15 protein-coding genes and 1 pseudogene are annotated in these 17960 nt (G+C 68.0%); 9 read left to right on the top strand and 7 right to left on the bottom strand.

Features of this window, described 5'->3' with window-relative positions:
- The first annotated feature begins 9 nt into the window (after nucleotides 1–9).
- Nucleotides 10–2055 (top strand): carbohydrate-binding module family 20 domain-containing protein, encoded by a 2046-nt coding sequence (locus tag OG246_RS19730; protein ID WP_266464828.1) that lies wholly within the window; start codon nucleotides 10–12, stop codon nucleotides 2053–2055.
- Between the two features lie 57 nt (nucleotides 2056–2112).
- On the opposite strand, the gene OG246_RS19725 is transcribed toward OG246_RS19730, so the two are convergent.
- The 4 genes from OG246_RS19725 to OG246_RS19710 all read right to left on the bottom strand — a co-directional run bounded on the left by OG246_RS19725 (nucleotide 2113) and on the right by OG246_RS19710 (nucleotide 7273).
- A complete protein-coding gene (locus OG246_RS19725; protein ID WP_266464825.1) occupies nucleotides 2113–3795 on the bottom strand; it encodes a glycoside hydrolase family 13 protein in 1683 nt (560 codons plus the stop codon).
- A gap of 177 nt (nucleotides 3796–3972) precedes the next feature.
- Nucleotides 3973–4884, bottom strand: a complete 912-nt coding sequence (locus OG246_RS19720) for a sugar ABC transporter permease (RefSeq protein ID WP_266464822.1) — start codon at nucleotides 4882–4884, stop codon at nucleotides 3973–3975.
- Nucleotides 4885–4897: 13 nt separating this feature from the next.
- The gene (locus OG246_RS19715; RefSeq protein WP_266464819.1) at nucleotides 4898–5902 is read right to left on the bottom strand and encodes a carbohydrate ABC transporter permease; all 1005 of its coding nucleotides are present in this window, start codon (nucleotides 5900–5902) and stop codon (nucleotides 4898–4900) included.
- A gap of 99 nt (nucleotides 5903–6001) precedes the next feature.
- Nucleotides 6002–7273 carry an extracellular solute-binding protein gene (locus OG246_RS19710; protein ID WP_266464816.1) on the bottom strand — a complete coding sequence of 424 codons (1272 nt, stop codon included), beginning with the start codon at nucleotides 7271–7273 and terminating at the stop codon, nucleotides 6002–6004.
- Between the two features lie 467 nt (nucleotides 7274–7740).
- Between OG246_RS19710 and OG246_RS19705 the strand changes: the two genes are divergently transcribed.
- On the top strand, nucleotides 7741–8775 hold the full coding sequence (locus tag OG246_RS19705; RefSeq protein WP_266464813.1) for a LacI family DNA-binding transcriptional regulator: 1035 nt from the start codon (nucleotides 7741–7743) through the stop codon (nucleotides 8773–8775).
- A 110-nt stretch (nucleotides 8776–8885) separates the two neighbouring features.
- Nucleotides 8886–9746 carry a phosphatase PAP2 family protein gene (locus OG246_RS19700; protein WP_266464811.1) on the top strand — a complete coding sequence of 287 codons (861 nt, stop codon included), beginning with the start codon at nucleotides 8886–8888 and terminating at the stop codon, nucleotides 9744–9746.
- 4 nt (nucleotides 9747–9750) lie between these two features.
- Here the strand turns inward: OG246_RS19700 and OG246_RS19695 are convergent, their stop codons facing one another.
- On the bottom strand, nucleotides 9751–10647 hold the full coding sequence (locus OG246_RS19695) for a LysR family transcriptional regulator (protein ID WP_266464808.1): 897 nt from the start codon (nucleotides 10645–10647) through the stop codon (nucleotides 9751–9753).
- Nucleotides 10648–10718: 71 nt separating this feature from the next.
- On the opposite strand from OG246_RS19695, the gene OG246_RS19690 reads away from it, so the two are divergent.
- Nucleotides 10719–11657, top strand: coding sequence for a DMT family transporter (locus OG246_RS19690; RefSeq protein ID WP_266464805.1), 939 nt, complete (start codon nucleotides 10719–10721; stop codon nucleotides 11655–11657).
- A 182-nt stretch (nucleotides 11658–11839) separates the two neighbouring features.
- Here OG246_RS19690 and OG246_RS19685 read toward each other — a convergent pair whose 3' ends face one another.
- Nucleotides 11840–14842, bottom strand: coding sequence for a bifunctional [glutamine synthetase] adenylyltransferase/[glutamine synthetase]-adenylyl-L-tyrosine phosphorylase (locus OG246_RS19685; protein ID WP_266464803.1), 3003 nt, complete (start codon nucleotides 14840–14842; stop codon nucleotides 11840–11842).
- Nucleotides 14843–15000: 158 nt separating this feature from the next.
- Here OG246_RS19685 and OG246_RS19680 point away from each other — a divergent pair, with 158 nt between their 5' ends.
- The 5 genes from OG246_RS19680 (at nucleotide 15001) to OG246_RS19660 (ending at nucleotide 17755) form a co-directional block, all read left to right on the top strand.
- The gene (locus OG246_RS19680) at nucleotides 15001–15528 is read left to right on the top strand and encodes a pyridoxamine 5'-phosphate oxidase family protein (protein ID WP_266464800.1); all 528 of its coding nucleotides are present in this window, start codon (nucleotides 15001–15003) and stop codon (nucleotides 15526–15528) included.
- A gap of 81 nt (nucleotides 15529–15609) precedes the next feature.
- Entirely contained in the window at nucleotides 15610–16050 is a 441-nt protein-coding gene (locus OG246_RS19675) for a VOC family protein (RefSeq protein ID WP_266464797.1), read from the top strand.
- Nucleotides 16051–16130: 80 nt separating this feature from the next.
- Nucleotides 16131–16961: an aminoglycoside N(3)-acetyltransferase gene (locus OG246_RS19670; RefSeq protein ID WP_266464794.1), complete on the top strand. Its 831-nt coding sequence runs from the start codon at nucleotides 16131–16133 to the stop codon at nucleotides 16959–16961.
- A 107-nt stretch (nucleotides 16962–17068) separates the two neighbouring features.
- Nucleotides 17069–17320 (top strand): CopG family transcriptional regulator, encoded by a 252-nt coding sequence (locus tag OG246_RS19665; protein ID WP_266464791.1) that lies wholly within the window; start codon nucleotides 17069–17071, stop codon nucleotides 17318–17320.
- A complete protein-coding gene (locus OG246_RS19660; protein ID WP_266464788.1) occupies nucleotides 17321–17755 on the top strand; it encodes a type II toxin-antitoxin system VapC family toxin in 435 nt (144 codons plus the stop codon).
- On the opposite strand, the pseudogene OG246_RS19655 reads toward OG246_RS19660, so the two are convergent.
- A pseudogene (locus OG246_RS19655) lies at nucleotides 17746–17867 on the bottom strand (IS5/IS1182 family transposase); the annotation flags it as partial. The gene OG246_RS19660 and the pseudogene OG246_RS19655 overlap by 10 nt on opposite strands.
- Nucleotides 17868–17960 lie beyond the last annotated feature (93 nt).

Below are 17960 nucleotides of genomic sequence, written 5' to 3'. Positions count from 1 at the left end.
AGCCGCACCATGATGGCCTTAAGACGCAGAAGGATCACCAGGCTGCTGCTGACCGCCGCGCTGGCGGTAGGCGGTCTTGCCGCGCTGCCCGCCCAGCAGGCCGCCGCGGCCGACACCGGTATACCCAACGGGGATGTGATCGCCAACCTGTGGGAGTGGAACTGGAAGTCGGTCGCCGCCGAGTGCACCGACGTGCTCGACCCGGCCGGATACGGAGCGGTGCAGGTGGCGCCGCCCGCCGAATCGCTCAAGCAGTCCAACTTCTACTGGTGGGACGTGTACCAGCCGTACGCGTACAACCTGAACAGCCGTTTCGGGACGGCGACTCAGTTCAAGACCATGGTCGACACCTGCCACGCCGCGGGTATCAAGGTCTACACGGACGCGGTGATCAACCACACCGCCGCCCAGACCGGCACCGGCTACAACGGCACCGTCCTCACCACCAAGTACGACACCCCGGACTACGACCCGGCCGACAGCGACGACTGCACCACTACGATCACGGACTGGACCAACCGCTACCAGGTCCAGCACTGCGAACTCCTGGGCCTGCCCGACCTGGACACCGCCGAGAGCGGCGTCCGCACGAAGATCATCGGCTTCCTCAACCAGCAGATCGACCTGGGTGTCGACGGCTTCCGCGTCGACGCGGCCAAGCACATCGAGGCCGCGGACATGAGCGCCATCGTCGCCGGACTGCATACGACGACCGCGGGCTCGGCGCCGTACATCACACAGGAGATCTACCCGGGTACACCGCCCTCGCTCGACGAGTACTACGGCACCGGTGACGTCCTCGACTTCACCTTCGCCTCGCAGGTGAAGTCGCAGTTCCAGGGCGACATCGCCAACCTGTCGAGTTTCGGGAGCAGTTGGGGGCTGGCCACCGAGGCGAACTCCAACACCTTCGTCACCAACCACGACACCGAGCGCAACGGCTACTCGCTCAGCTACAAGGACGGCTCCACGGCCGTGCTCGCCAACGTCTTCCAGCTGGCACGCGGCTACGGCACGCCGTCCGTCTACGCCGGCTGGACCTTCAGCCAGAGCGACGAGGCCCCGCCGAACTCGGGCGGCTTCGTCACCGACACCAACTGCGCCAGCGGCTGGTCCTGCCTGGACCGCGACACCACGGTCTCGGGCATGGTCGGCTGGCACAACGCGGCGACCGGCTACTCCGTCGCCAACTGGCAGTCCCCCGCGTCCAATGTGATCGGCTTCGGCCGGGGCGGCGCCGGGTTCGTCGCCATCAACAACAGCTCCGGCGCGAACACTTACGCGTACACCACCGGTCTCGCCGACGGCAGCTACCCCAATGTGATCGACGGCGGCGCCACGACGGTCACCGTCTCCGGCGGCAAGGCCACACTCACGGTGCCCGCCAAGGGCGCGGTCGCCTTCTACGACCCGGACTACATCTGCACCGTCAACTGCGGCGGCGGCACCGATCCGGGCACCGGCACGGTCACGGCGACCTTCAACGAGTACGCGTCGACGACCTCCGGCACCGATGTGTACGTGGTCGGCTCGGTCTCGGCGCTTGGCAGCTGGAACACCTCCAGCGCGGTGAAGCTCTCGTCGTCCGGCTACCCCGTCTGGAAGACGGACGTCTCCGTGCCGCAGAGCAGCAGCATCGAGTACAAGTTCATCAAGAAGGACGGCTCCGGCAACGTCACCTGGGAGTCCAACGCCAACAGGACGCTCACCACGGGCACTTCGGCCGTGGAGACCAACAGTTCCTGGAACGTGGCGAGCGCGAACGCCACGGATGTGACCTTCGGCGTGAACGCCACCACCACCAGCGGCACCAACGTGTACGTCGTCGGCTCGATCCCGTCACTCGGCTCCTGGAACACCGCCGACGCGATCCCGCTCTCCTCCGCCTCGTACCCGTACTGGGGCAGGCTCGCGATCGTGCCCAAGTCGACGTCGTTCGAGTACAAGTACATCAAGAAGGACGCGTCCGGGAACGTGACGTGGGAGTCGGGCGCCAACCGGACCTACAGCACGGGTTCGGGGGCGGGCTACAGCGTGACTGACACCTGGAAGTAGCCCCCCTACAAGGAGTTGAGCGGTGCCCCGTGAACCGGGGCACCGCTCATACGCATGTCAGACCGTCCACCACACGGTGACGTCCGCCGGCAGCTTCGCCTCGCCGCCGTCCTCCGAGAGCGTCACCTCGCCGCTGGCGATCAGCACACGGCCGTACGCCGGGACGGTCACCGCCTCGGTGCCGGTGTTCGCGGTGCAGACGAACTCGCCGCGGCGGAAGGCGAGTACACCCTCCGGCGCCTTCAGCCACTCGACGGAGTCGCCCGCACCGAGGTCGCGCCGCTCGCGCCGGACGGCGAGCGCCTCGCGGTACAGCTCCAGGGTGGAGCCCGCCGTGCCGGTCTGCGCCTCGATGCTCAGCTCGGCCCACTCGGCGGGCTGCGGCAGCCAGCTGCCACCGCTTCCGAAGCCGTACGACGAGCCCTCGCGGGTCCACGGGATCGGCACCCGGCAGCCGTCACGGAAGCCGTCCTGGCCCGCGCCCCGGAAGTAGGCGGGGTCCTGGCGCACCTCGTCCGGCAGGTCCACGACGTCCGGCAGGCCGAGCTCCTCGCCCTGGTAGAGGTACGCGGAGCCGGGCAGCGCCAGCATCAGCAGGGTCGCCGCCCGTGCCCGGCGCAGGCCAAGCGCGCGGTCGCCCGCCGTGCGGATCTGGGTGCCGAGCCCGGCCTCGTTGGCGAAGCGGGTGGCGTGCCGGGTCACGTCGTGGTTGGAAAGGACCCAGGTGGCGGGGGCGCCGACCGGGCGCATCGCGTCCAGCGTGCGGTTGATGCAGTCGCGCAGCTCGGGCGCGTCCCAATGGGTGCCCAGGTACTGGAAGTTGAAGGCCTGGTGCAGCTCGTCGGGGCGCACGTAGTTGGCGGTGCGCTCGATGGTCGGGGTCCACGCCTCGGCGACGAAGATGCGCTCGCCCGAGTACTCGTCGAGGATCGTTCGCCACTGGCGGTAGACGTCGTGCACGCCGTCCTGGTCGAAGAACGGCATGACATCGTTGCCCAGGAGCTTCAGCTGCTCGTGGGAACCCAGGTCCGGCAGGCCCTCGGCCTTCACAAGACCGTGCGCCACGTCGATGCGGAAGCCGTCGACGCCCATGTCGAGCCAGAACCTGAGGATGGAGCGGAACTCGTCGCCGACGGCCGGGTGTTCCCAGTTGAAGTCGGGCTGCTCGGGCGCGAAGAGGTGCAGGTACCACTCGCCGGGGGTGCCGTCCGGTTCGGTGACCCGGGTCCAGGCGGGGCCGCCGAAGATGGACTCCCAGTCGTTGGGCGGCAGTTCACCGTTCTCGCCCTTGCCGGGCCGGAAGTGGTAGCGCTCGCGGAGAGGGGAACCGGGTCCCTCGGCGAGAGCTCGCTTGAACCAGTCGTACTGGTCGGAGGAGTGGTTGGGGACGAGGTCGACGATGATCCGCAGGCTCAGCTCGTGGGCGTCGCGGATCAGGGCGTCGGCGTCCAGCAGGTTGCCGAACATGGGGTCGACGGCCCGGTAGTCCGCCACGTCGTAGCCGGCGTCGGCCTGCGGCGAGGCGTAGAAGGGGCTCAGCCACACGGCGTCCACGCCGAGGTCGCGCAGGTACGGAAGTCTGGAACGTACGCCCTCCAGGTCGCCCATGCCGTCGCCGTTGCTGTCGGCGAAGCTGCGCGGATAGACCTGGTAGATCACCGCGTCGCGCCACCAGTCGCGGTGTGCGGCGACAGTGGCGAGGGCGGAGGTCGGGGCCTGGTCGGTGGAGTGCTGGCTCATGGCGTCCTTGAGGCGATGGGGGTCCCCCGGTCGAGCGGAGCCGAGAGTGGGGGATGTGGTCGGGTCATGGGCGTGTGTGGAGGCAACGGACGAGGCGGCCGCGGTGACAGCGGGGTCGGATGGTCACCGCGGCCGCCACCCGCGCGACAGGGTCGCGCGGGAGCTTCTGAGTGGGCGTCAGCCCTTCGTGCCGCCCGCGGTGAGGCCGGCCACCAGGTTCTTCTGCACAAGGTAGAAGAACGCGGAGACGGGTATCGCGACCAGCACGGCGGTGGCGGCCATCAGGTTGCGCTGGGCGTCGTGCTCGCTGACGAAGCTCTGCAGGCCGACGGCGAAGGTGTACTTCGTGTCGGACAGCATGAACGTCGAGGCGAAGGCGACTTCGCCGAACGCGGTGATGAAGCTGTAGAAGGCGGCAACCGCCAGGCCCGGCTTGGCGAGTGGGAGGATCAGCCGCGCGAAGGTACCGAAGGGGCTGAGTCCGTCGACGCGTCCCGCCTCGTCGATCTCGAAGGGGATCGTGTCGAAGTAGCCCTTGAGCAGCCACGCGCAGTACGGCACGGCGGTCGAGCAGTAGACGAGGATCAGGCCGAAGTAGTTGTCGATGAGCTGGAGTTCCGAAAGGATCTCGTACATCGGCACCATCAGTACGGCGACCGGGAACATCTGGGTGACGAGCAGTACCCACATGAACTTCTTGTAGCCGGGGAAGCGCATGCGGGAGACCGCGTAGCCGGTGGTGGCGGCGACCAGCACACCGATGAAGGTGGTGCCGAGCGACACCACGAGCGTGCTCCACAGCCAGTTGAAGAACGGCGTGTGCTGGAGCACGAACGCGTAGTTGTCGAGCGTCATCTTGCCGAGGATGCCCCCGGGGTGCAGGTAGTCGTCCTTGTCCGGGCCGAGGGACAGGTAGACCAGCCAGGCGATCGGGAAGAGCGCGACGAGGCTGGCGACGGTCAGGATGCCGTGCGAGGTGATCGACCCGGCGAGGCTGTTCTCGCCGCGCCGGCGCGACTTGCGGGGCGGCAGGGCGTCGTCCGTGGGGACCTTGTCCGCCGGGGCGGAGCTCTTGATTGTGGTGCTCATGGGGGCTCCTGCCTCAGTTCGCGAGCTGCTGCTCATTGCGGGCCAGCCAGCGTCGGTAGACGGAGGTGAAGACGATCAGGATGGACAGCAGCAGGACACCGTAGGCGGCCGACTGGGCGTAGTCGCGCGGCTGTTGGCCGAAGCCCAGGTAGTAGGCCCAGGTGACGAGGATCTGCGCGTCGGGGGCGGTGTCGCCGAAGAGCAGGAAGATGACGGCGAACTGGTTGAAGGTCCAGATGACGCCGAGGAGTACGACGGTGGAGCTGACGGGCCTCAGTCCCGGCAGCGTCACATGCCTGAAGCGCTGCCAGGCGTTGGCGCCGTCCATCTCGGAGGCCTCGTACAGGGTCGAGTCGATGGACTGCAGACCGCCGAGCAGCGAGACCATCATGAAGGGCACACCGCACCAGGTGTTGACCATGATGGCGGAGGTGCGCTGCCAGAAGGTCTCCTCCAGCCACAGCGGCGACGGCAGATGCATCGCGTCGAGGGCGGAGTTGATGATGCCGTTGTCGGCGAGCATGAAGCGCCAGCCGAAGACGGTCACGAAGGTGGGTACGGCCCACGGCAGGACCAGGATGAGCCGGTAGAAGGTGCGGCCGCGCAGCTTCTGGTTGAGCAGCAGGGCGAGACCGAGCCCGATGGTGTAGTGGAGCAGGACGCACAGCGCCGTCCACACGATCGTCCAGATGAAGTGCGACCAGAAGCGGTCGTACGAGGTCGGTCCCCACAGGATGTCGGCGTAGTTGTCCAGGCCGATGAACTTGTAGGTGGCGTCGATGTGGTTGACGCCGATCTGGCGGGCCGAGTTGAGGCTGTTGGCGTCCGTGAACGTCAGGTAGATGCCCCGCACCAGCGGGTAGAGCACCAGCGCGCCGAGCACGAGGACCACCGGAGCGATCATCGCGTACGCGTACCAGAACTTCTGGTACCCGTGCTTGAGACGCTGGAGCGGCCCGGGGCGCGGCCCTCGGTCACCACGGCGCTTACCGGTCGCGCGGTCGATGACGACTGTCATGGTTCGACACCTTCTGGAAGATCAGGGGTTGGGCGCACGCAGGCCGATGGCCGCCGGATCTGTCCCCCCAATTCAGGCAGATCCGGCGGCCACACGGGGTCACTTACTGAAGTCGGGGACCAGCTTGGCGATCGCGGTCTCCGCGGTGCTCAGGCCCTTGTCCAGCGATTCGTTGCCGGCGGCGACCTTGTTCAGCTCGATGTCGAGCGGGCCCCACAGCGAGCTGTACTCGGGCAGCGCCGGGCGCGGCTGGGCGGAGGCGAGCACCGTCTGGTAGCCGGCGATGCCCGGGTCGGCCTTGACGTCGGCGGTGTAGGCGTCGTCACGGGTCGGCAGCGTGGAGTTCTTGAGGGCGATCGTCTCCTGGGACGTCGCCGAGGTCATGAACTTCAGGAACTTCAGCGACGCTTCCTGGTGGGCCTTGTCCGAGCCCGCGTACACCGAGAGGTTGTGACCGCCGGTCGGGGCGCCCGCCTTGCCGGTGGAGCCGGCCGGGACGCTGACGATGCCGAGGTTGGCCTTGTCCTTGAAGGCCGAGCCCTTGTAGAAGTTCGTGATCTCCCACGGACCCTGGATGATCGAGGCGACCTTGCCGCTGACGAACGCCTCCTGGATGTGGGCGTACGCGTCGACGGTGGTGTCGGCCTTGTGCAGGCCGCTGCCGTCGAACAGCCCTTCCCAGGTCTCGTAGCCCTTGACCGCGGCGGCCGAGTTGACGGTGATCTTCTTGGCGTCGGCGTCGACGGTGTCGGTACCCTCGCCGTAGAGGAAGGACTGCGCGTAGTACGCCTGGGTCGAGCCCCAGTAGCCGTCGACGCCCGTCTTCTTCTTGATCGTGGCGGCGGCGGTCTTGAGCTCGGCCCAGGTGGTGGGGGCCTCGATGCCGGCCTTCTCGAAGATCGCCTTGTTGTAGACCAGGGCGAGCGTGTCGGTGACCAGCGGCACACCGTACGTCTTGCCGTCGTACTTGGCCTGCTCGATCAGGCTGGGCTGGAACTTGCTCTCGTCCGCGAGGGCCTCGGTGCCGTCCAGCGGCAGGAAGTAGCCCTTCTTGGCGAACGCCGGGGTCCATCCGACCTCGGAGCGCAGGACGTCCGGGGCGCCGCTGGCACCGGCGGCCGTGTCGAACTTGTTCTGCGCCTGGTCGAAGGGGACGTTGACGTACTTGACCTTGACGTCAGGGTTGGCCTTCTCGAAAGACTTGACCAAGGCCTGGTACGTCGGCGCCTCATTGGTGGCGTTGGAAGTGTCCCACCAGGTGATGGTGGTGGGGCCGTCCGACTTGTCGCTGCCGCTGTCACTGCCGCCGCAGGCCGTCGCCGCGAGGGCGATGGACGCCACCAGCGCGGTGGCCGCTATGCCACGCCGCATGAGATCTCCTTGAGGGTGAAAGCCCGAGTGGTTGAGGCAGCGGTCCCGCCCGCTCCCCTTGCCGACTTGCCGACTGCGCCGTTGCGTCCGCCGGGCGACGTGAACGTAACAGCGTTGTAAGCGCCGCGAAAGACCTTGCAGCAAAAAAGTGCAAGGACTGCCGAGAGTTACGTGCCCGTGACCTCCACCTGAAGGCCCCGAAACCCCAGTACAAGGCCGCTCAGCAGACATGCGACCCCCTGTGCAAGACTCTGCAAGCTCTTGCCACGCCTGCCGGGTACGGGGATCATCGCTCCGTCAGCGCCTTGCAGGAGCCACCCCTTCCCGCGGCGCACGCCCGGGACGCCGAGCCGACCACTACACGAGGGAGCGCGATGACGCAGCAGCCCGGAGCGGGCCGTACAACCGCCCGCACACGGCGTCTGGTTGGTGGGCAAGGTGAGACCCGGCCGGTACAGTCCAATCCTGTGACCACACGGCTTGCCGACATCGCAGCCCAGGCGGGGGTCAGTGAGGCGACTGTCAGCCGCGTCCTGAACGGGAAGCCGGGCGTCGCCGCGACCACCCGCCAGACCGTCCTGGCCGCGCTCGACGTACTGGGCTACGAGCGCCCCGTACGTCTGCGGCAGCGCAGCGAGGGCCTGGTGGGCCTGATCACGCCGGAGCTGGAGAACCCCATATTCCCCGCCCTGGCGCAGGTCATCGGCCAGGCGCTGACACGGCAGGGCTACACACCGGTCCTCGCGACCCAGACCCCCGGCGGCTCCACAGAGGACGAGCTGACGGAGATGCTGGTGGACCGGGGCGTCGCCGGCATCATCTTCGTCTCGGGCCTGCACGCGGACACCTCCGCGGACATGCAGCGTTACGACCAGTTGCGCGCCCAGGGCGTCCCCTTCGTCCTGGTGGACGGTTTCTCGCCGAAGGTCCAGGCACCGTTCATCTCGCCCGACGACCGCGCGGCGATGGCCCTGGCCGTCACCCACCTCGTCTCGCTCGGCCACACCAACATCGGACTCGCGCTCGGCCCCAAGCGGTTCGTGCCGGTGCAGCGCAAGATCGAGGGCTTCATACGCACGATGCAGGAGCAGTTGGGGCTGGCCTCCGCCGACATCGAGGAGCGACTGGTCCAGCACTCGCTGTACACGCTGGAGGGCGGCCAGGCCGCGGCCTCCGCGCTCATGGACCGCGGTTGTACGGCCGTGGTGTGCGCCAGCGACATGATGGCCCTCGGCGCGATAAGGGCGGCACGTCAGCGCGGTCTGGACGTCCCCAAGGACATCTCGGTCGTCGGCTTCGACGACTCCCCGCTCATAGCCTTCACCGACCCGCCGCTCACGACGGTCCGCAAGCCGGTGCCCGCCATGGGACAGGCGGCGGTACGGACGTTGCTGGAGGAGATCGGCGGGACGCCCGCGCCGCACAGCGAGTTCGTGTTCATGCCGGAGCTGGTGGTGCGCGGTTCCACGGCTTCGGCACCTGGGGACCGAAATCGCCCGTAATCCTCCCTGAGTAGGAGCGGGGTTGGCCTCCTCTCGGCGTAGAACATGCGACCGGGACCCGACCAAGGGATGATCGGTGGGGGAAGGCTTTTCTGGCAGACTCTGTGTCTATGGGTGAGACAACCGTGACGACACTGGAAGGCCGGGAGCAGGCCCCTCCACAGCCCGTCGCGGAGGAGAAAGCGGGGCAGCGTTTCCTGCGCAGGTTGCGGGCCCCGCGTCGCCCCCGCCTCTGGTTCGAGATCCTGCTCATCGCGGTGAGTTACTGGACGTATTCGCTGATCCGGAACGCGGTTCCGGAGCAGCGGGGCCAAGCCCTGCGCAACGCCGACTGGATCTGGCACACGGAGCACCAACTCGGGCTCGCCTTCGAGGAGTCCGTCAACCACGCCGTGAACTCGGTGACATGGTTGATCATCGGCATGAACTACTACTACGCGACGCTGCACTTCGTGGTGACGCTGGGTGTTCTGGTGTGGCTGTACCGCTGGCACCCCGGCCGTTACGCGGCGACACGTCTCGCCCTCTTCGCCACCACGGCGGTGGCCCTCGTCGGCTACTACTTCTACCCGCTCGCGCCGCCCCGCCTGATGAACGGCGGCAGCTTCGTCGACACGGTCCTGGTCCACCAGACCTGGGGCTCGATGGCCTCCGGCGACCTGAAGCACATGTCCAACCAGTACGCCGCGATGCCGTCCATGCACATCGGCTGGTCCCTGTGGTGCGGCCTGACGATCTTCGCCCTGGCCTCCGCCCCCTGGGCCCGCATCCTGGGCCTCCTCTACCCGACGGCGACGCTGGTGGTCATCGTCGCCACGGCCAACCACTTCTGGCTCGACGCGGCAGGCGGCATGCTCTGCCTGACCTTCGGCTTCGCGGTGGCACGGGTCTGGTACGGAGCACTGCCGTACGCGCTCCCGCAGTGGGTACCGGGAACGCGCGGAGCTCAACTGCTGCCGATCAAGACCTGACCCCCTAGATGCGGGCTGCATCCCGCAAGCAGTCGATCAGCCCCCGCAAAGCAGGCTGCTCCGGAGCCGTCTCCCGCACCGCCACATAAATAGCCCGCCGAGGCTCAGGATCACGCACCTTGCGAATGACCACATCCGGATGCAGACCCCCCAGCCCGAGCCGGGGAATGAGCGAGACCCCCAGCCCGGCCGCCACAAACCCCTGAGCGGTCACATAGTCCTCACTCTCGACCACAAAACGGGGCCTGAACCCGGCCAAAGCACAAGCATCGAGCTGAGCGTCAAGACAAGACCCCGGCCACTCACTCCCGACCCACGGCTCATCGGCGAGCTCGGCCAGCTCAAGAGCGCGCTTGCCGGCCAACCGGTGCCCCTTGGGCAGCACGGCACGGTACGGATCATCGAGCAGACGCTCCAGTCGTACGCCCTCGGGCCCGCCGGAGTCATGAGGCGGCCGCACGACAAGCGCCAGGTCGGCCCGCCCCTCCTTCACATCGGGCAGCGGATCCTCGGGATCGACGAGCTTCAACTCAACTTCCACACCAGGATGTTCGCCCCGGAACCGGGCAATGGCAGGAGCCACCAGCGAGGCCCCCGCCGTGGCGAAATAACGCACAGCGAGCCGCCCCGTACGCCCGGCACGCAGATCCCCAAGAGCGGTCTCCGCCTCGGCCACCTGCCGCCCGATGACATCGGCGTACTCGGACAACAAGAGCCCGGCCGCGGTGGGCCGCACCCCACGCCCGACCCGCTCCAACAACTCGACCCCGGCCTGCTTCTCCAGAGCGGCGATCGCCTGACTGATAGCAGACGGCGTGTACCCAAGATCAGCCGCAGCAGCGGTAACGGACCCGCACCCCACCACAGCCGAAAGAACCTGCATACGCCTCACATCCAGCATGCAGCACAGCTTAACAGTCCATACAAAACTCTTCACTTGTCCTCACAAGTCAATCAATGGACCGTGGACGCATGCCACGCCAGCCAAGCCCCTTCGCGTCCTCCTTCCGTATGGCGGCCCTGGCCCTCCTCTGGGGCTCAGGCTTCCTCTGGATCAAACTGGCCCTGAACCACGGCCTGTCCCCCGTCCACATCACGATCACGCGCTGCGCCCTCGGCACAGCGGTACTCCTCTTCCTGGCCCACAGGGCGAAGCAACACCTCCCCCGCACCCGCAAGCTCTGGGCCCACCTGGCCGTCGCGGCCCTGCTCTGCAACGCCATCCCCTTCGCCCTCTTCGCCGTGGGCGAGCAGACCGTCGACTCCGGCATCGCAGGCGTACTGAACGCGACAACCCCCCTCTGGTCTCTCCTCATAGGCGTCTTCCTGGGCACGGACCGAGGCCTCCACCCCCTACGCCTGACCGGCCTCTTCCTGGGCTTCGCCGGCGTACTCCTGATCTTCGCCCCCTGGAACCAGGAGGGCCTGGCCAGCTGGGGAGCCCTGTCCCTACTGGCAGCCGCCGCAAGCTACGCGATCGCCTTCGCCTACATGGCCCGCCACCTCACCACCCACGGCGCCCCCTTGGCCGTATCGGCAGCCCAACTCCTCACCGCCACAGCCTGGAGCACCCTGGCCCTCCCCACAGCGGGCCCCCTGACCAACGCAGACGCCACAGCCCTCACAGCCGTGACGATCCTCGGCATCTTCGGCACAGGCATCACCTTCTACCTCAACTACCGCATGATCGCCGAAGAGGGCCCCACCAGCGCAGCCACAGTCGGCTACCTGCTCCCAGTGGTCTCCATAGCCCTAGGCGCCCTGATCCTGGACGAACAAATAGGCCTACGAGTCCTGACAGGCATGGCAATAGTCCTGACAGGCGTAGCAATGTCCCGCAAAACCCCAAAGCCGACAGCCCAAGGCCCGATCCCCGACGCACCCGCAGCCGCGGACGCAGCCGCACGGTAGGGGCCGACTCACGGAAGGGGCCGGGGGCCGGTACATCAAAAGCCCGTCGCGTACGTTCGCGTCACCGGACGCTTCACTGCTCGGCCAAGGTCTGATCCGTCGGCGACGGGCGGATGTACCGGCCCCTGGCCCCGACCCACCCACCCACCAAACCCCAGCCGACACCGCACCCCGCCAGACGCTCACGCCCCGTAGAACAACTCATCCACCACGGCCCGAGCCCGCCGAGTAGTCCGCCGATAGTCGTCGAGCATGTCCCCCACATGCCCCGGCCCGTACCCCAAGTACCGCCCCACCGCAGCCAGTTCCCGCCCATCCGACGGAAACGTATCCCCGGCCCTCCCCCGCACCAGCATCACCGCGTTCCGCACCCGCGTAGCCAACACCCACGCCTCATCCAGAATCGCCGCGTCCTCTCCGGCAAGGAGCCCCGCCGCACAGCCGGCCGCCAAGGCCTCCCGCGTCCGGGTGGTCCGCAACCCCGGCTCCACCCACCCATGCCGAAGCTGCAGCAACTGCACGGTCCACTCGACGTCGGACAACCCACCCCGCCCGAGCTTGGTATGCAGCGTGGGATCGGCACCACGCGGCATCCGCTCCGACTCCATCCGCGCCTTGAGCCGCCGGATCTCCCGTACGGCATCGTCCCCAAGCCCCTCCGCCGGATACCGCAGAGGATCGATCAGCTCGATGAACCGCCGCCCCAAGTCCTCGTCACCGGCAACGGCTTCGGCCCGCAACAAGGCCTGCGACTCCCACACCAGCGACCAGCGCCGGTAGTACGCCTCATAGGAATTAAGCGTCCGCACCAGCGGCCCGGACTTCCCTTCAGGCCGCAGATCCGCATCGATCAACAAGGGCGGATCCGCACTCGAGATCTGAAGCAGCCGCCGCATCTCGGAGACAACAGAGTTGGCGGCCCGAGACGCCTCCTGCTCATCAACACCGTCCCGGGGCTCATGCACGAACAGCACATCGGCATCGGACCCGTAGCCCAGCTCATGCCCCCCGAACCGCCCCATGCCGATGACGGCGAACCGAGTAGGAAGAGTCTCCCCCCACCCGTCCCGCACGACGGCCCGCAACGTCCCCGCAAGAGTCGCCGCAGTAAGGTCAGAAACCGCACCACCAACCAGATCGACAAGCGCACCCTGGTCCGCAACGGCAGGATTCTCCTCGGTCCCGTACGAGGCAACGATGTCGGCGGCGGAGATACGAAACAGCTCCCGCCGCCGCACCCCCCGCGCCGCCGTAACCGCCTGCTCACCCCCCGCAGCCCGCCCCACCGCAGCAAGGATCTCCTGCTCCAGATGGCCACGGGACCGAGGTTCGAGCCCACCCCTACCCCCATCCCCGTCACCGAGCAGCGCGACCGCCTCAGGCGCACGCATCAGCAGATCGGGCGCGAGCCGCCCGGCGGACAGCACCCGCGCCAGATTCTCAGCGGCAGCACCCTCGTCCCTCAACAGCCGCAAATACCACGGCGTCTTCCCCAACGCGTCCGACACCTTACGGAAGTTGAGCAACCCCGCATCGGGATCGGCGGAATCCGCGAACCACCCCAACAGCACGGGCAACAACGTCCGTTGGATCGCAGCCTTGCGCGAAACCCCGGAGGCCAGCGCCTCCAGATGCCGAAGCGCCGCCGCCGGATCGGCGTACCCGAGCGCGACCAGCCGCTCCCGGGCCGCGTCGGCGCTCAACCTGGTCTCGCCGGGGGCGAGTTGGGCGACGGCATCGAGCAGCGGCCGATAGAAGAGCTTCTCGTGCAGCCGCCGTACGACGGCAGCGTGCCGCTTCCACTCGCGGTTCAGCTCTACGACAGGATCGGCGCGCAGACCCAACGACCGCCCGATGCGCCGCAGATCGGCGTCCTCCTCGGGCACAAGGTGGGTCCGCCGCAGCCGGTAGAGCTGTATCCGGTGCTCCATGGACCGCAGAAACCGATAAGCCTCATCGAGCTGCACGGCGTCGGCGCGCCCCACATAGCCACCCGCAGCCAGCGCCTTCAGCGCGTCGAGTGTGGTCCCGCTCCGCAGCGAAGTATCGGCACGCCCGTGCACCAACTGCAGCAGCTGTACGGCGAATTCGACATCCCGCAACCCTCCCGGCCCGAGCTTCAGCTCACGCTCGACCTCGGCGACGGGGATGTTCTCCACCACCCTCCGCCGCATCTTCTGCACGTCGGGAACGAAGTTCGCGCGCTCGGCGGCGTGCCAGACGAGGGGCGCGAGCGTGGCGACGTAACTCTCGCCGAGCACGAGGTCGCCGGCCACCGGCCGCGCCTTGAGGAGGGCCTGGAACTCCCAGGTCTTGGCCCACCGCTGGTAGTACGCGAGGTGGCTGCTGAGCGTCCGTACGAGCGGCCCGTTCCTGCCCTCGGGCCGCAGATTCGCGTCGACGGGCCAGATGCTGCCCTCGACGGTGGTCTCGGAGCAGATCCGCATCAGATGCGAGGCAAGCCGGGTGGCGGCCTGGATCGCCTTCCCCTCATCGGCCCCGTCCGCCGCCTCCCCCACAAAGATCACATCGACGTCGGACACGTAATTGAGCTCGTGGCCACCGCACTTGCCCATCGCGATGACGGCGAGCCGGCACAGCGCGGCGTCGTCGGGCGCGGCGGCCCGGGCTATGGCGAGCGCGGCACGCAGGGTCGCCGTCGCGAGATCGGCGAGCTCGGCGGCCGTCTGCGCGAGATCGGTCGTGCCGCACACGTCACGCGCGGCGATGGACAGCAGGCAGCGCCGGTAGGCGACGCGCAGCGTGACTGGGTCGTCCGCCTCGGCGAGCCCGCGCTCGAATTCCTCCACCCCGGGGTGCAGGTCCTGCGGCTCGTACGTCACGAGCACCTGCCAATCGCGCGGATGCCGGGCGAGATGGTCGCCGAGCGCCGCGGAGGCGCCGAGCACGCCGAGCAGCCGGTCCCGCAGCGGCTTCGCCGCGATGAGCGTGTCGAGCAGTTCACGCCGCTCCGGGCGCCCGTCCTGCGCCTCGACGAGCCGTACCAGCCCGAGCAGCGCCAGATCCGGGTCGGCGGTGGCCCCCAGCGCCTCGAGGAGCACCGGATCGGCCTTTATCGGCGCCAGCTCGACACTCTCCAGAAGCCGCTCGGCCCCCGACGGATCGGTAAAACCGTGCCGCAGCAGCCGCGTGAAGGTACTGCTCCTGCGCCCCGGCGCCGTCATCCTCGGCCCTCCCGTCGGATCAAGGTCGTACGACCTTGAGCGTAACCGCAGACCTGGTCGGAAGCGCCGGGGCGGCCGCCATCACCGGGGACCGATGACTTCCGCCGGTGTGCGGGGTCTCCCCTACGGCGGGACCATGTCGATGCAGGAGGAGAGCCATGCCCGACACACAACCGAAGACCGAGCTCGACCCGCGCTACGGCAGCCCCGGAGCGGGGGCGACCCCCTGGCCGGAGGCCGTGGCGCGGCTGGCCGCGGCCGAGCTGTACTGGCTGTCGACGGTACGGCCGGACGGGCGGCCGCATGTGACGCCGCTGATCGGTGTCTGGCAGGACGGGGCGCTGCACTTCGCCACCGGCGCGCAGGAGCGGAAGGCGCTCAACCTCGCCGGGAATCCGCAGGTCGTCCTCACCACGGGCACCAACACCTGGGCCGAGGGCTACGACCTCGTCGTCGAGGGCGAGGCGGTCCGCGTGACGGACCAGGCCCGACTGCACGGCCTGGCCAAGGCGTGGGAGGAGAAGTACGGCGCCGAGTGGCATTTCGAGGTAGGGGAGGACGCGGAGTTCCAGGGCACGTTCCAGGGAGAGGGCGGACCCGCTCTTGTCTTCGCTGTGGCGCCCCGGACCGCTTTCGGGTTCGGTAAGGGGGAGCCGTTCAGCCAGACGCGCTGGCGATTCGAGTGATCTTTGGATCCAGCGGACCGAATGGATCCAGTGGATCAAGTTGATCCAGTACATGACGTCGTACGACAAAGGAGCCGTCCCATGGACATGACCCTCGAAGTGATCATGATGCCGGTCACCGACGTGGACCGGGCCAAGGAGTTCTACCGGGACAAGGTCGGTTTCCACGTGGACCTCGACCGAGAGGTGATGGAGGGCGTGCGGATCGTGCAGCTGACGCCGCCCGGGTCCGGGTGTTCCATCGCGCTCATCGACGGCCTCCCGATCCCGACGGGGACGCCGCAGCCGGGGACGTACCACGGTATGCAGCTGTGTGTGGAGGACGCCAAGGCGGCGTACGAGGAGCTGCGGGAGCGGGGTCTCGACGTCAGCGAGCCGCAGGCCTTCTCGCCGGAGGACGGCGCCACGTTCATGTACTTCAAGGACCCGGACGGGAACGGCTGGGCGATCCAGGAGTACCGGCAGCGGGCGGCGAAGCCCCTGCACAAGCTGCTCGGCGAACTGGCCGCGCAGCAGCAGTAGTTCACTACCTTCGACACAACACGGGAAAGCCGCGGCGCGCCTTGGTGCCGCGGCTTTGCGGCGGAGGGGGACGAGGAACCTTGAGCACGGCTGCCGACGGGACCGGACTCACCGAGTCACAGCTGACTCACCAGCTCACCGAGCTGGGAATCCACGAGGGGGGCGTCCTGCTGGTGCACTCTTCCCTGCGCTCCCTCGGAAAGGTCGAGGGAGGAGCGGCCACCGTGCTCCGCACGCTGCGCCGCGTGCTCGGCCCTGATGGCACCGTGGTCGTTCCCGCGTTCACCTCGGACAACTCGTCCACGTCGAACGCCCACATGGAACGGGTCCGCGGCCTGAGCGACGAGGCCCGCGCCGCCTTCCGGGACAACATGCCGCCGTTCGACCCGGCGACCACCCCGTCGACCGACGTGGGAATCCTGGCCGAGACGACCCGGCTCCACCCACAGTCCCTGCGCAGCGCCCACCCCCAGACCTCCTTCGCCGCCCTCGGCCCCCAAGCGGCGAAGATCACCGACGACCATCACCCCGACTGCCTCCTGGGCGAGAGTTCCCCTCTGGCCCGGCTGTACGAGCTGGGGGCACAGATCCTGCTGCTCGGCGTCGGCTTCAACAGATGCACCGCCTTCCATCTCGGCGAGTACCGAGTCGACTCCCCTCCCCATCGGTCCTACAGGTGCGTGATCCGCCGCGACGGCCGACGCCAGTGGTGGGAGTACGACGATGTCGCCCTGGACGACAGTGACTTCGGGGAGTTGGGAGCGGAGTTCGAGGGCGCGGGCTTGGGCGCGGAGGCGGCGGTGCGGGTCGGCACGGTGGGGGTGGCACGGTGTCGGGTGATTGGGTTCGCTGATGCTGTTGATTACGCGCAGCGGTGGTTTCCCAAGTATCGCGGTGCCGGCCGCCGCTAGTCGCGGACCGAACCGAACGCCGTTGGTCCGACAACACACAGGACCGGGGTTGCCGCGACTGCCCCTGCACAAGCAACCGAATGTATGGCAGGTGTACCATATAGCACATGAGCCTGAAACGAACGACGGTCTATCTTGAGGACGAGGATCTCCGCGACCTCAAGGCAACCGCCTCCCGCAAAGGAGTCAGCGAGGCCGAGCTGATCCGCGAGGGCGTCCGCCTCGCGATCGCACGGAACCGCGTGTGGGACGAACCCGTGGGCCTCCCCGTCCTCGACAGCGGGGACCCCACCTTCGCGGAGCGTGCCGACGACATACTGCGGGACACCGGTTTCGGCGACTGGAGTCGGGCCTCATAGGTGATCGTCATCGCCGACACCTCGGGCATCATCGCCTCCGTCGACCGCAGCTGCCCCGAGCACGAAGCGGCTCGCCACGTCATGGACACCGCAGGCCTGCTCGTCATCCCTCAACTCGTACTGGCCGAACTGGACCACCTGCTCAGCGGCCGGTTCAACAAGGACGCTGCCGGGCAGGTCATGGACCAACTCATCGCGCAAGCGCGGACCGGTCGCTACGTCCTCGGCGACGCCGGTGCGGACGCTCTCGCGGACGCAAGGCTCGTCCAGCGCCGGTACCGGGACCTTGCACTGGACCTGACCGACTCGGTCATCGCGGTCCTGGCCCGCGAATACGCCACGGATACCGTGCTCACTCTGGACCGGAAGGATTTTCGGGCCATCCGTCCACTCACCTCGCACCCGGCATTCCGGATCCTGCCCGACGACCTGTAGACGGCCTCGTCGAAGGTGGGCCACGGCCGCCGTGGGAGCCACGGCGCTGCCGGTTGGCGATCTGGTCGCGGCGTTCGGGGATCGTTGCGATGATTCCCCAGCGCCGTAACAGGGTCCCGTCAGGTTCCCCCACGGAATATTGATGGGCCCTGGTGATCGTGGAGTCCACCGAGACGGCGTACTGGTCCGCAGCCGCCACAGCATC

Origin of the sequence: Streptomyces sp. NBC_00620 (assembly GCF_026341825.1) — a bacterium.
In the GTDB taxonomy this organism is placed as follows: Bacteria; Actinomycetota; Actinomycetes; order Streptomycetales; family Streptomycetaceae; genus Streptomyces.
The sequence above is the reverse complement of the archived record's forward strand: the minus strand, read 5'-3'. Positions and strand labels throughout refer to the sequence as shown.

Coding starts and splice junctions, on each gene's coding strand:
- OG246_RS19700 (WP_266464811.1), top strand. CDS start 8,886: ATGGGTGAGACAACCGTGACGACACTGGAAGGCCGGGAGCAGGCCCCT.
- OG246_RS19695 (WP_266464808.1), bottom strand. CDS start 10,647: ATGCTGGATGTGAGGCGTATGCAGGTTCTTTCGGCTGTGGTGGGGTGC.
- OG246_RS19725 (WP_266464825.1), bottom strand. CDS start 3,795: ATGAGCCAGCACTCCACCGACCAGGCCCCGACCTCCGCCCTCGCCACT.
- OG246_RS19680 (WP_266464800.1), top strand. CDS start 15,001: ATGCCCGACACACAACCGAAGACCGAGCTCGACCCGCGCTACGGCAGC.
- OG246_RS19675 (WP_266464797.1), top strand. CDS start 15,610: ATGGACATGACCCTCGAAGTGATCATGATGCCGGTCACCGACGTGGAC.
- OG246_RS19710 (WP_266464816.1), bottom strand. CDS start 7,273: ATGCGGCGTGGCATAGCGGCCACCGCGCTGGTGGCGTCCATCGCCCTC.
- OG246_RS19690 (WP_266464805.1), top strand. CDS start 10,719: ATGCCACGCCAGCCAAGCCCCTTCGCGTCCTCCTTCCGTATGGCGGCC.
- OG246_RS19685 (WP_266464803.1), bottom strand. CDS start 14,842: ATGACGGCGCCGGGGCGCAGGAGCAGTACCTTCACGCGGCTGCTGCGG.
- OG246_RS19720 (WP_266464822.1), bottom strand. CDS start 4,884: ATGAGCACCACAATCAAGAGCTCCGCCCCGGCGGACAAGGTCCCCACG.
- OG246_RS19665 (WP_266464791.1), top strand. CDS start 17,069: ATGAGCCTGAAACGAACGACGGTCTATCTTGAGGACGAGGATCTCCGC.
- OG246_RS19730 (WP_266464828.1), top strand. CDS start 10: ATGATGGCCTTAAGACGCAGAAGGATCACCAGGCTGCTGCTGACCGCC.
- OG246_RS19715 (WP_266464819.1), bottom strand. CDS start 5,902: ATGACAGTCGTCATCGACCGCGCGACCGGTAAGCGCCGTGGTGACCGA.